General features: G+C 64.3%; 9 protein-coding genes. 2 read left to right on the forward strand and 7 right to left on the reverse strand.

The window, feature by feature from the left end:
• Positions 1-181: 181 nt before the first annotated feature.
• From NKJ01_RS12310 to NKJ01_RS12330, 5 genes are all read right to left on the reverse strand, one after another.
• Positions 182-1,027: a fumarylacetoacetate hydrolase family protein gene (locus tag NKJ01_RS12310; protein ID WP_352728228.1), complete on the reverse strand. Its 846-nt coding sequence runs from the start codon at positions 1,025-1,027 to the stop codon at positions 182-184.
• Between the two features lie 148 nt (positions 1,028-1,175).
• Positions 1,176-1,907, reverse strand: a complete 732-nt coding sequence (locus NKJ01_RS12315; RefSeq protein ID WP_352728230.1) for an SDR family oxidoreductase — start codon at positions 1,905-1,907, stop codon at positions 1,176-1,178.
• A 190-nt stretch (positions 1,908-2,097) separates the two neighbouring features.
• Positions 2,098-4,470 carry an aldehyde dehydrogenase family protein gene (locus tag NKJ01_RS12320; RefSeq protein ID WP_352728232.1) on the reverse strand — a complete coding sequence of 791 codons (2,373 nt, stop codon included), beginning with the start codon at positions 4,468-4,470 and terminating at the stop codon, positions 2,098-2,100.
• 64 nt (positions 4,471-4,534) lie between these two features.
• Positions 4,535-5,581: a deoxyribose-phosphate aldolase gene (deoC, locus tag NKJ01_RS12325; protein WP_352728234.1), complete on the reverse strand. Its 1,047-nt coding sequence runs from the start codon at positions 5,579-5,581 to the stop codon at positions 4,535-4,537.
• Positions 5,582-5,794: 213 nt separating this feature from the next.
• Complete coding sequence (locus NKJ01_RS12330; RefSeq protein WP_352601832.1) at positions 5,795-6,622, reverse strand: ferredoxin--NADP reductase; 828 nt, start codon at positions 6,620-6,622, stop codon at positions 5,795-5,797.
• Between the two features lie 220 nt (positions 6,623-6,842).
• On the opposite strand from NKJ01_RS12330, the gene NKJ01_RS12335 reads away from it, so the two are divergent.
• On the forward strand, positions 6,843-8,927 hold the full coding sequence (locus NKJ01_RS12335) for a hydantoinase/oxoprolinase family protein (RefSeq protein WP_352728236.1): 2,085 nt from the start codon (positions 6,843-6,845) through the stop codon (positions 8,925-8,927).
• A gap of 1 nt (position 8,928) precedes the next feature.
• Positions 8,929-10,671, forward strand: coding sequence for a hydantoinase B/oxoprolinase family protein (locus tag NKJ01_RS12340; protein ID WP_352728238.1), 1,743 nt, complete (start codon positions 8,929-8,931; stop codon positions 10,669-10,671).
• Between the two features lie 195 nt (positions 10,672-10,866).
• On the opposite strand, the gene NKJ01_RS12345 is transcribed toward NKJ01_RS12340, so the two are convergent.
• On the reverse strand, positions 10,867-11,523 hold the full coding sequence (locus tag NKJ01_RS12345; protein ID WP_023761329.1) for a methionine ABC transporter permease: 657 nt from the start codon (positions 11,521-11,523) through the stop codon (positions 10,867-10,869).
• On the reverse strand, positions 11,504-12,592 hold the full coding sequence (locus tag NKJ01_RS12350; RefSeq protein WP_352728240.1) for a methionine ABC transporter ATP-binding protein: 1,089 nt from the start codon (positions 12,590-12,592) through the stop codon (positions 11,504-11,506). The genes NKJ01_RS12345 and NKJ01_RS12350 overlap by 20 nt, the downstream gene beginning before the upstream one ends.
• Positions 12,593-12,611: the final 19 nt, after the last annotated feature.

Below are 12,611 nucleotides of genomic sequence, written 5' to 3' on the forward strand. Positions count from 1 at the left end.
CTCCGATCATCCAGAGGTCCTTTCAGAATCGATTTCCGCACACCACACAAGAGTCCCTTTGTACTCATGTGCGATTCCCCTGCCCCAAGGGGAGAGGAGATTGTCAGCGCCGGCGCTCACCTGTTCTCCCCAGCGGGGAGAAGGTGGCCGCGAAGCGGCCGCATGGGGGGCAGCGCAACCTCTACACGTCCGCCTTGAACGTCTGCTTCTGCTGGCCGAGCCCTTCGATGCCGAGCTCCACCACATCACCAGCCTTGAGGAATACCGGCGGCTTCATGCCGAGGCCAACGCCGGGCGGCGTGCCGGTCGAGATGATGTCGCCGGGGTGCAGCGACATGAACTGGCTGAGATAGGACACCAGGTACTTGACGCCGTAGACCATGGTCCTGGTCGAGCCGTTCTGCATCGTCTTGCCGTTGACCGTCAGCCACATCTTCAGGTTCTGCGGGTCGGCGATCTCGTCCTTGGTCACCAGCCATGGGCCGGTGGGGCCGAAGGTGTCGCAGGACTTTCCCTTGGTCCACTGGCCCTGCCGCTCGGCCTGGAAGGCGCGTTCCGACACATCGTGAGCAACGCTATAGCCGGCAACGTAGTCAAGGGCGTCGGCTTCGCTGACATATTTGGCTTTTCTGCCGATGACCACGGCCAGTTCGACTTCCCAATCGGTCTTGTCTGAGCCGCGCGGGATCAGCACGTCGTCATCCGGCCCGACAATGGCCGAGCTTGCCTTCATGAAGATGATCGGTTCCGGCGGCACGGTGGCGCCGGTTTCGGCGGCATGGTCGGAATAGTTGAGGCCGATGCAAATGAACTTGCCGGTGCCGGCGACGCAGGCGCCGAGGCGCGGGCTGCCGGAAACCGCCGGCAGCGATTTCGGATCGAGCTTGGCCAGATCAGCCAGCAATGCCGGGTCCAGCGCCTTGCCACTGATGTCGGCGACATGAGCGGAGAGATCGCGGATGATGCCATCCGTATCGAGCAGACCTGGGCGCTCGCTTCCCACCTCGCCATAGCGCAGCAGTTTCATCTAGATCCTTCTCCTGATTGCGGCCATCGGCCGATTACAATTCGCTCCGTCGCCGCGACGACGTGGTTCCAGGGCCGGCGGAACCTAGCCAGTGGATGGTGGCCGGGCAAGCGCGGAAGCAACCTGCTTTTCCGCTAGGGAGAGCACCCTAGATCGACCAGCCGCCGTCGATATTGTAGGCCTGTCCGGACGTATAGGTGGCGCCCGCCAGATAAACGGCGAGATCGGCGATTTCCTCCGGCGTGCCGAGCCGGCCCATCGGCTGGCGGGCGATGAAGGCGGCGCGGGCGGCATCGTAATCGCCTTGCGCGTGCATGCGGTCCTGCAGCGAGGGGCTCTCGACCGTGCCGGGGCAAATGGCGTTGCAGCGTATGCCCTTGCCGACATAGTCAGCGGCGATCGCCTTGGTCAGGCCGATGACGGCGGCCTTGGTGACACCATAGGCGAAGCGGTTGGGCACGCCTTTGCCGGCGCCGGCGACCGAGGACATGTTGATGATCGACCCGTCGCCGCGCTCCAGCATGCCGGGCAGCACGGCCCGCACGGTGCGGATCATGGCGCGGACATTGAGGTTGAAGGCGAAATCGAGATCGGCGTCCTTCATCTCCAGGATCGAGCCAGAATGAACGAAGCCGGCGCAATTGAACAGGACGTCGACGATGCCGATCTCGGCAAAGGCCGCGTTGACGGCCTCGTCATTGAGCACGTCCAGCTTGCGGGTCTTGATGCCGGAGGTCTTGGCGAGCTCAGCCAGCAGCGCTTCGTTGATGTCTGTGGCGTGGACCACGGCGCCTGCCTTGGCGAAGGCCAGCGCGCTCGCCTTGCCGATGCCTTGCGCCGCTGCCGTGATGACAACGACCTTGCCTGCCAGATCCGCCATGCTGTTCTCCTCGTCCGCTTGCCATCGTTAGGGTCTATCGGCAGCCGGCCGGGGCGTCATGTGCCAGTCAGGCATCATCATGCGGCCTGCGCGTCATCAACCCACAGATAAAAATGTTTTTTCTCGTTAAAGAACATACATCCGGGCGTCAAGCCCGAACACGATCACCAATCGCGGATAGCCACGTGGCTCAATCCCCGTAAGGCACCCAGACATTCTTCACCTCGACGGCGCGGCGCAGGAAAGCGTCGCCGGCGGCCTCGTCGGACGCCCAGTCGAGGCTGCGGCCATTGCTGCTCCAGACGCGCTTGAGGTTGCCGATGGATTCGGCCTCCGCCTTGGCGCAGGTCTCGGCGTCGGCGAACACCCACAGCCCGTCGACGTCGTCGTGCTTGGCCAGCACGCCGGCAAGTTCCGCCGCGCGGCCGGTGACGATGTTGATGGCGCCGGCCGGAACGTCGGAATATTCGATGACCTGATAGAGGTCCGTGGCCAGCAGCGGATATTTTTCCGAAGGCACCGCGACCACGGTGTTGCCCATGGCCAGCGCCGGTGCGACCAGCGAGATCAGGCCGAGCAGCGGTGAGGTGTCAGGCGCGACGATGCCGACAACGCCGACCGGCTCGTGCAGGGCCAGTGTCACGGCACGCGCCGGCGGCTGGTGCACGCGGCCCTCGAACTTGTCGGCAAGGCCGGCATAGAGGAACAGCCGCTCGATCGACCGGTCGACCTCCTCGCGCGCGGCCTTGGCGGTGACGCCCGTGAGCTGAACGAGGCGCGCCGAGAACTCGTCGGCACGGCCGGAAAGATTTTCAGCCAGATAATAAAGCACCTGGGACCTGTTATAGGCGGTCGCCTCAGGCCAGCCCTTGCAGGCCCGCGCCGCTGAAACGGCATCGCGTATATCCTTGCGGCTGCCTAGCCCGACCTCGCCTGCAAGCTTGCCCTTGGCGGTAGCGATGGCAAGCGAGTAATTACCGTCCGGCCGAATTTGCTTGCCGCCGATGAACAGCTTCGCCGTGCGGTCGATTGCCGCGCCATCGGTCTGTTCGACGGGTTGCGCCGAGATCGTCGCCGGCTTGATCACCGGGCCAAGCGGCAGTTTCGCCGCGAGATACTCGAACATGCCCTCGCGCCCGCCCTCGCGGCCGAAACCGCTCTCGCGGTAACCGCCAAAACCACAGGCGGCGTCGAACATGTTGGTGCCGTTGACCCAGACGACGCCGGCCTTCAGTTGCGGCGCGACATGCAAAGCGAGGTTGACGTTCTCGCTCCATACCGACGCGGCGAGCCCGTAGCGCGTGTTGTTGGCGAGCTCGATTACTTCCTCGGTGTTGCGGAAGGTCATGGTCGCCAGCACCGGGCCGAACACTTCCTCTTGAGCAAGAATATTAGCCGGCGAAACACCGGTGGCGAGTGTCGGCAGGTGATAATGGCCGGAGGACGGCAGCGCCGCATCCGGCTGCCAGCAGACGGCGCCTTGTCTGGCGCCTTCGGCGACCAGACCCTTGACCCGGTCGAGCTGGGTCAAATCGACCAGCGGGCCGATATCGGTGTTCTTGTCCAGCGGGCTGCCGACGCGCAGTCGGCTCATTCGCGTCTTGACCTTGGCGATCAGGGCGTCGGCGATGCCTTCCTGGACCAGTAGGCGCGAGCCGGCGCAGCAGACCTGGCCCTGGTTGAACCAGATCCCGTCGACCAGGCCTTCGACGGCGCTGTCGAGATCGGCGTCCTCGAAGACGATGAAGGCCGACTTGCCGCCGAGCTCCAGCGACAGTTTCTTGCCCGAGCCGGCGGTTGCCTTGCGGATGATCTTGCCGACCTCGGATGAGCCGGTGAAGGCGATCTTCTGGACGCCGGGATGGTTGACGATGGCGGCGCCCGCTTCCGGGCCGCCCTGAACGATGTTGACGACGCCTTTCGGCACGCCGGCGCGCTCGCAGATCTCGGCGAACAGGATTGACGTCAGCGGCGTGAACTCGGCCGGCTTCAGCACCACCGTACAACCCGCGGCGAGCGCCGGCGCGATCTTCCAGGCCAGCATCAGCAGCGGAAAGTTCCACGGGATGATCTGGCCGACGACGCCGACACCCTTGTGGCCGGGGAAATCCCTGTCCAGCGCCTGTGCCCAGCCGGCATGGTGGATGAAATGACGGATCGCCAGCGGCACATCGATATCGCGGCTTTCGCGGATCGGCTTGCCATTGTCGATTGTCTCAAGCACCGCGAACAGGCGCTGATGGCGCTGCATGGCACGACCGATGGCATAAAGCACTTTCGCCCTGACATAGCCTGAGCTGGCGCTCCACTTGGGCAGCGCCTTGGCGGCCGCCGCAACCGCCGCGTCGATATCGGCGGCACTGGCGTCGGAGACTTTGGCCAGGAGCTTGCCGGAGGATGGCTCGCTTGTCTCGAAAGTCTTGCCGCCGGATGCGGCCTTCCAGGTACCATCGATGAACAACGCCTTGGAAAAGTCGCGGACGGCAAGCCAGGCATCGGCCTCGTTGCGGGCTTCCGGCGCCGGGCCGTAATCCATGGCGTGATAGCGGTCGAGAATGTTCATCAGGTGCCTCCTTCACCCTCCCTGCAGGGAGGGGTCGATCGGCAAGGCCGATCGGGGTGGGTGCTCAAGCCATTGCGTGGCGATGATTGGCCGAATAGTGACCGGTCAGATGATGTTCGAGCTGACGCTCGATGTCGGTCAAGAGGCTCGACGCGCCGAAGCGGAACAGGTCCGGTTCCAGCCACGGCCGGCCAAGCTCTTCCTTCATCAGCACCAGCCAGTCGAGCGAGACCTTGGCCGTGGAAATGCCGCCGGCCGGCTTGAAGCCGATGAGATAGCCGGTTTCCTCGAAATAGGCCCTGATGGCGCGGACCATGGCGAGGCCGACGGGCAGCGTCGCGTTGACGCTTTCCTTGCCGGTCGAGGTCTTGATGAAGTCGGCGCCCGCCATCATCGCCACCATCGAAGCCAGCATGACGTTGCGCAGCGTGGCGAGGTCGCCGGTGCCCAGAATGACCTTCAGATGCGCATCACCGCAGGCGGCGCGCATCGAGACGATCTCATTGTAGAGCTCCCGCCACTTGGCACCGAACACCAGGCCGCGCGGAATGACGACATCGATCTCGTCGGCGCCGTCGCGCACCGAAGCCTCGATCTCCTGCAGACGGGTGGTGAGCGGTGCAAGGCCATGCGGAAAGGCAGTGGAAACGGCGGCGACATGGATGCCGGTGCCGCGCAAGGCCTCGACGGCGGTGGCGACGAAGGGATGGTAGACGCAGACGGCGGCCGGGTGGATCTTTTCATCGGCTATGCCGAGGCCTTCGACGATGTCGCGGCGGAACGGATTGATCGCCTTGGCGCAGAGCCGGCGCACGCGCTCCTCGGTGTCGTTAGAATTCAGCGTCGTCAGATCCATGCAGGCAACCGCGCGCAGCAGCCAGGCCGCCTGGTTGTCGGCCTTGATCGAGCGCCGCTTGGTCAGGCTGGCGACGCGCCGTTCCAGCGCCGAACGGTTGACGCTGCGCACCGATTCCATGAAGCCGAGGTCGAGCTTCATGCCGGGATTGCGCGCGATGCGATGGTCCGGCGGAACGGCTGTGTTGGCGGCGGCACGCGCGGGCAACGGTGTCACCTTGGTGCCGAGATCGGCTTCGCGGATTGTGCTGCTCATCTCCTGCCCTTTCATTCAGCGGCGTGCGCTTATGCCTTGGCGCGTATCGCTTTCCCAAGACCGCTCGACTCTTTTGGACGATACGCACGAAGATAGCTCGCGAAGTTATACTTCACGAGTCCTTTGGGCCGTCATAGCTGAAAAAGGCTACCGGAGCAGCTGATTTTTGACCGCATGGTCAAAATGTAAAATTAAGATGTCGCCGGCCCAGGCCTAGCCGACGAAGGCGCGCTCAACGACGAAGGTCGCCGGATGGCTCAGCGAGCCTTCGACGAAGCCGAGACTTTCGGCCAGTTCCTTGACATCCTTCAGCATGTGCATCGAGCCGCAGATCATGATGCGGTCGGTTTCAGGATTGAGCTTGTCGATGCCGAGATCGCTGTAGAACTTGCCGGAGCCGATCAGCGCGGTGATGCGGCCCATACACGGCGATTCTTCGCGGGTCGTGGAATTGTAGAGCGTGACGCGGCCGGCGGTCAGCTCGCCGATCAACGGGTCGCTCTCCAGTGCAGCCACCAGCTCCTGCCCATAAGTCAGTTCGGCATTGTCGCGGCAAGTGTGGGTCAGGATCAGCTGATCGAACTTCTCGTAGGTATCGGGATCGCGCAGCAGGCTGGCGAAGGGCGCGATGCCAGTGCCGGTCGAGATCATGAACAGCCGCTTGGCGGGCGTCAGCGCGTCGATCACCAGCGTGCCGGTCGACTTCGGGCGCATGATGACCGTGTCGCCGACCTGGATCTTCTGCAATTCCGAGGTCAGCGGGCCGTCCGGCACCTTGATCGAGAAGAATTCCAGCTCTTCGTCCCAGGCCGGGCTGGCCACCGAATAGGCGCGGTACACCGGCTTCTCGGCATTGGGCAGGCCGATCATGACGAACTCGCCGGAGCGGAAGCGCAGCGACTGCGGGCGGGTGATGCGGAACGAGAACAGCCGGTCGGTGTAGTGCTTCACCGAGACGACGGTCTCGGCGTAGACATTGGCCGGAATCGGGAATTGCAGCGGGCGGGCGCCGACGATGTTGAGAGCGGATGTGGTGTTCATCAAATCCAACCTTCTGGCCCAACTGTGGATGCGGGCGCCAAACTTTCACCTGCGCGCCCGAACCATTCAGGTCCCGGCGTGCTGTTCGCACACTCCAAAGCGGCAAGCTCTTGTGTCCCGAATTTATTAGTATACAAACGATATTTGCGTCAAGATGCTCCCTTAAAACAGCTTTCCAAACTGACGCATATCCGTAGTCCGCGCATTTCGGGTTTCGATGATGGAAGAGAATTTTTCGGCGCAAGCGCATGATTCCCTGGGAAATGTCGTTGCCGGTATCGATGTCGGCGGCACCTTCACCGATCTGCTCCTGATCGACGGACGTGACAGTGGTAGGGTGTATCTAGCCAAGACGCCGACCACGGTCGACAACCAGGCGTTCGGCGTCGTTTCGGCGCTCGGCACCACGGGATTTGCCATCGACGGCATCGATCTCATCGTGCACGGCACGACCACCACAACCAATGCGGTGCTCGAACGCCGGCTGGCGAAAACCGGCATGATCACGACGCGTGGCTTTCGCGACGTGATCGAGCTTGGCCGACGCACGCGGCCGCAGGCCTATGGCATGACCGGCAGCTTCGTGCCGATCATTCCGCGCAATCTGCGGCTCGAGGTCTCGGAGCGCGTCGAGGCGTCGGGCGCGATACGCACGCCGCTCGACGAGGCCGAGATGCGTGACGCCGTGAAGACGCTGATCGCGGCCGGCTGCGAATCCCTCGTCATCCATTTTCTGCATTCCTACGCCAACCCGATGCATGAGCGCCGCGCCGCCGAAATCGCCGCCGAACTCTGGCCGAACGGCTACATCACAGCAGGCCATGCGCTGCTGTCGGAAGCGCGGGAATTCGAGCGGGGCGTGACCGCCTCGGTCAACGCCTCCGTACAGCCGATCCTCGAGCGCTACGTCGAGCGGCTGCGCAAGGAATTGGGCGCAAAAGGCTATGCCCGCGACTTCCTGATCATGAACGGCAATGGCGGCATGATCTCGGCCCGTTTCGTCACACGTGAATCAGCCAAGACGGTGATGTCCGGTCCGGCCTCGGGTGTCATCGCCGCTGCCTATACGGGCAAGCGCGCCGGCTTCGAAAACCTCGTCACCTATGACATGGGCGGCACCTCCACCGACGTGGCACTGATCCGCAATGCCGAGCCGGCTGTGTCGAACGAGATCGAGATCGAATACGCGATGCCGATCCACGTGCCGATGGTGGCGGTGCACACGGTCGGCGCCGGCGGCGGCTCGATCGCGCGCGTCGATGCGGCCGGCCTGATCCAGATCGGCCCGGAAAGTGCCGGCGCCAATCCGGGCCCGATCTGCTATGGACGCGGCGGCTTGGAGCCGACCATCACCGACGCCAATCTGGTGCTCGGCCGATTGGCGCCGAAGAAATTGCTGGCGGTCGAAAACCCGGTCACATCAGAGCGCGTCACCGGCATATTCGAGGACAAGATAGGCAAGGCGACCGGCCTGTCCGGGGTCGAGGCGGCTGGTGCGGTGCTGCGGCTCGGCAACATGAAGATGGCCGGCGCCATCCGCATGGTCTCCGTGTCGCGCGGCCACGATCCGCGCGATTTTGCGCTGTTCGCTTTTGGCGGGGCGGGTCCGCTGCATGCGACAGCCCTTGCGCGTGAACTCGGCCTGCCCAAGGTACTGGTGCCCGCGCGTCCCGGCATAACCAACGCGCTCGGCTGCGTCGTCGCCGATCTGCGCCACGACTTCGTCAACACGATCAATCAGCCTGTCGCGGTGCTCGACGAAGTCCAGCTTCACAACCTATTGGAACGGCACCGAAACGAAGGCGAAGAGCTGATCGGCAAGGAAGCGGTGAAGCCGGAGACGATCCGCGTCACCCATTCGGCCGACATGCAGTTCGTCGGCCAGACCCACATCGTCAACGTGGCGCTGCCGTCGTCATCGGTGACGCGGGCAACGCTGCAGCAGCTTTTCGAAAAGGCCTATTTCGCCCGCTTCAAAGTCGAACTGCCGGAAATCCGCGCCAATCTCGTCAATCTCAACACCTCGGTGACCGGCGTCAGGCCGGCGATCGATCTGTCGCGGTTGATCGATCCGGCGGGGCGCACCAAGACACTCGACGAGGCGCGACGCGAAATCCGGCCGGTCTGGTATGCCGGCCGCTGGCACGACACGCCGGTATACGAACGCGAAAAACTGCCGTTAGATGCGATCATCGAAGGACCGGCAATCCTCGAACAGATGGATGCCACCACTGTGCTCGAACCCGGCGACTGCGCACGCTGCGACGCCGACGGCAACATCATCATCGATATTGGCGAGGCCTGAGATGGAAAAACTCGACGCCATCACGCTTTCGGTCCTTCAGGCGGCGCTGCAGCAGGTCTGCGACGAGATGGACCTGACCTTTTCGCGCGCTGCGTTCTCGCCTGTGATCGCCGAGGCCAACGACCGCTCCGACGGCATCTATTCGGCCGTCGACGGTTCGCTGATCGCGCAAGGCAGCCAGGGCCTGCCGGTGTTCGTGGGTGTCATGCAGTATTCGACCAGGACGGTGATCGAGATGATCGCCGATGGCCGCTGCTTGGCCCCGGACCCAGGCGACATCTACATCGTCAACGATCCGTATCTCGGCGGCACCCATCTGATGGATGTGCGCTTTGCCATGCCGGTCTATCGCAATGGCAAGATATTCTGCTGGCTGTCCAACACCGGCCACTGGCCCGACATTGGCGGCTCCGTGCCGGGCGGGTTTTCCGCATCGGCAACGGCAGTCGAGCAGGAAGGGCTGCGGCTGCCGCCGGTCAAGCTGTTCAAGAAGGGCGTGCTCGACGCGGAGATCTACGCCATTATCTGCAACAACATCCGCGTCGCCGACCAGCGCATCGGCGACATCAGGGCCCAGGCCGCAGCGCTGCTGATCGGCCAGGACCGGCTCAACGGAATCCTGGATCGTTACGGCGACGAAACTGTTGTCGAGGCGATCGCCGAATTGCGTCGCCGCGCCGCCGAGCAGATGCGTGCCAACATAGTGGCCATCCCCGACGGCACCTACAGTTCCGAGGCGTTCGTCGACTCCGACGGGGTGGTCAACGAGCCGCTGACCATCGCGCTCGCCATCGAGAAGCAGGGCGATACGCTGACCTTCGATTTCTCCGGCTCGTCGAAACCGTGCGCCGGGCCGATGAACAGCGTGCTGGCGACGACCCTGTCGTCGGTCTATCTCGCCATGCGCCACATTTTCCCCGATGTGCCGATCAGCGCCGGCGCGTTTGAACCGCTGATCGTCAAGCGCCCGGAAGGCACTTTCCTCGACGCGAAATACCCGCGACCCGTATCGGGTTGCGCCGCCGAAGTGTCGCAGCGCATCGCCGAGGCGGTGTTCGCGGCCATGGTGCAGGCAGTGCCGGACAAGGTGACGGCGGCCCCGGCCGGCTCCAGCGGCAATTTCGCGCTCGGCGGCAACGACCCGGCGCGCGGCCGCGACTACGTCATGTACCAGATCTCCGGCGGCGGCTATGGCGGCAATTCAAGTCATGACGGCTTGACCAATGGCTGCTCGACCATCGGCATCTCCAAGTCGCCGCCGGTCGAGATCATGGAACAGGCATTCCCGGTGCTCTACCGCCACTATGCCTTGCGCGAAGGCTCGGGCGGCGCCGGCAAGCATCGCGGCGGCTTTGGCCTAGCTTATGAGGTTGAGATCCTGCGCGGCGACGCGCGCGCCTCCTTCGTCATGGATCACGGCCGTTTCGGCCCGCAAGGCGCACTCGGCGGTGAGGACGGCGCGGTCAACACCGTTACCGTTTTCCGCAATGGCGAGGAACATGTACCACTGCATCTGTCCAAGGAGCAGGACATCGCGCTGAAAGCGGGAGATCGGGTCAGGGTCGGCACGCCGGGTGGTGGCGGCTATGGCGATCCGCGCGAGCGGGATGCCGATCTGGTGCTGCGCGATGTGGCGCTGGGATATTATACGCCTGCGGAAGCCAGCGAAAAATTCGGCGTCGTCCTGTCGGTGGGCGAGCTCGCGGTCGACCGGAAGGCGACGGACAAGCAGCGCGCCCGCTAACAGCGAAACGACCGAAAAGACGGATGTTCGAGATCGCCGTTGAGCGCAAGAAGTCTGCGGGCTTCAAGGCGCGCGGCGGAGACGGAAACGAGATGGACATCAAAGGGCCGGATGCCGCGACGCCGCTTCGCGGCTGCTCCGCCCGTGGACGACGAAGTTGGGGAAGCCTCGGCCAATCCCAACTACCGGCTCCGCTTACCCCCGCCGATCCAGCCGCGCCACAAGCCTGTCCCCCACCCACTGGATGCCGCAGACCAGGATGATCAGTACGATGACCACGGCGATCATGACTGACGTCTCAAAACGTTGGTAGCCGTAGCGGATGGCGAGGTCGCCGAGGCCGCCGGCGCCGATGGCGCCGGCCATGGCCGAGGCGCCGATCAGGGTCACCAGCGTCACGGTGAAGCCGGCGACGATGCCGGGCAGGGCTTCGGGCACTAGCACCTCGCGGATGATCGTCCAGCGATTGCCGCCCATGGCGCGGGCCGCTTCGATCAAACCATGATCGACCTCGCGCAGCGACACTTCTGCGATGCGCGCGTAATAGGGCGTGGCGGCGATCGACAGCGGCACGATCGCCGCCCATGTGCCGATCGAGGTGCCCACGATCAGTCGTGTCACCGGGATCAGCGCCACCAGAAGGATGATGAAGGGCACCGAGCGGAAGCCGTTGATGACGGCACCCAGCGCGCGATTCACCCACAGGCTTTCGGCAATGCCGCCGCGTTCGGTGGCAATCAAGGCCAGGCCGAGCGGCAGGCCGAAGACCAGCGAGATGAGGCCGGAGGCGGCCGTCATCAGCACCGTCTCCCAGATCGAACGCAGCAGAAGCTCAAACAGGATTGGCGACATGGCCAAGCACCTCCACCCGCGTCTGGCGGGCCTTCAGGAATGTGATGATGTCGGCGAGACGATTTGCATCGCTGCCGGGAACCGAAAGGAACAGCGTCCCGACCGGCTGCTGCTGGATGTGGTCGATGCCGCCATGGACGAGGCGGAAGGCACCTGGAACAGCCGTGGCCAGGTCGGACAGCAGCGGGCTGCTTGCCGCTTCGCCGGCCACATCGACGCGCAGGATCGTCTCCGCGCCGGCCGCCGGCAGCAGCCGGGCCGCCAGTTCGGCCGGAAGCTGCGGCCGGATGGCGCCGAGCAGGCTCCGCGTAATCTCGGAGCGCGGATCGGCAAACACCGACCAGACCGGCCCTTCCTCGACGATGCGCCCGGCGTCGATCACCGCCACCCGGTCGGCGATCGAGCGGATCACCTCCATTTCGTGGGTGATCAAAAGGATGGTCAGGCCAAGCCGCCGGTTGATGTCTTTCAGCAGTGCAAGGATCGACCGCGTCGTCTCCGGATCGAGCGCCGATGTGGCCTCGTCCGATAGCAACAGCGCCGGGCGCGCCGCAAGCGCCCTGGCGATGCCGACGCGCTGCTTCTGGCCACCCGACAGCAAGGCCGGATAGGCTTTGGCTTTCTCCGACAGGCCGACGAGATCGAGCAGCTCGGCCGCGCGCGCCAGCCGCTCGGCCTTCGGGCGGCCTTCGATCTTGAGCGGCAGCGCTACATTGTCCTCGACGGTCTTGGCCGACAGCAGGTTGAAATGCTGGAAGATCATGCCGATGCGCCGGCGCAGCGGCTGCAGGTCGCGCTCGCCGAGCCGGCTGATCTCGCGGCCCTCGATGAACACGCCGCCCGAATCGGGCCGCTCCAGGCCGTTCAGGCAGCGGATCAGCGTCGACTTGCCGGCGCCGCTGCGACCGATAATGCCGAGGATCTCGCCCTTGCGCACCGTCAGCGAGATACCGTCGAGCGCTGCCGTGACACCGAAGCGGCGTTTAAGCTCGACAAGGCGCACGACATCTTGCTGTGTTGCGCCGGCCTGCTCCGCGGTCTCGACGGTCGAGGTAAAGTGCTGGTTCATGGGCGGATCCTGAAAATAC

Origin of the sequence: Mesorhizobium sp. M0276, from assembly GCF_040321755.1 — a bacterium.
Classification (GTDB): Bacteria; Pseudomonadota; Alphaproteobacteria; order Rhizobiales; family Rhizobiaceae; genus Mesorhizobium.

Coding starts and splice junctions, on each gene's coding strand:
- NKJ01_RS12310 (WP_352728228.1), bottom strand. CDS start 1,027: ATGAAACTGCTGCGCTATGGCGAGGTGGGAAGCGAGCGCCCAGGTCTG.
- NKJ01_RS12315 (WP_352728230.1), bottom strand. CDS start 1,907: ATGGCGGATCTGGCAGGCAAGGTCGTTGTCATCACGGCAGCGGCGCAA.
- NKJ01_RS12320 (WP_352728232.1), bottom strand. CDS start 4,470: ATGAACATTCTCGACCGCTATCACGCCATGGATTACGGCCCGGCGCCG.
- deoC (WP_352728234.1), bottom strand. CDS start 5,581: ATGAGCAGCACAATCCGCGAAGCCGATCTCGGCACCAAGGTGACACCG.
- NKJ01_RS12330 (WP_352601832.1), bottom strand. CDS start 6,622: ATGAACACCACATCCGCTCTCAACATCGTCGGCGCCCGCCCGCTGCAA.
- NKJ01_RS12335 (WP_352728236.1), top strand. CDS start 6,843: ATGGAAGAGAATTTTTCGGCGCAAGCGCATGATTCCCTGGGAAATGTC.
- NKJ01_RS12340 (WP_352728238.1), top strand. CDS start 8,929: ATGGAAAAACTCGACGCCATCACGCTTTCGGTCCTTCAGGCGGCGCTG.
- NKJ01_RS12345 (WP_023761329.1), bottom strand. CDS start 11,523: ATGTCGCCAATCCTGTTTGAGCTTCTGCTGCGTTCGATCTGGGAGACG.
- NKJ01_RS12350 (WP_352728240.1), bottom strand. CDS start 12,592: ATGAACCAGCACTTTACCTCGACCGTCGAGACCGCGGAGCAGGCCGGC.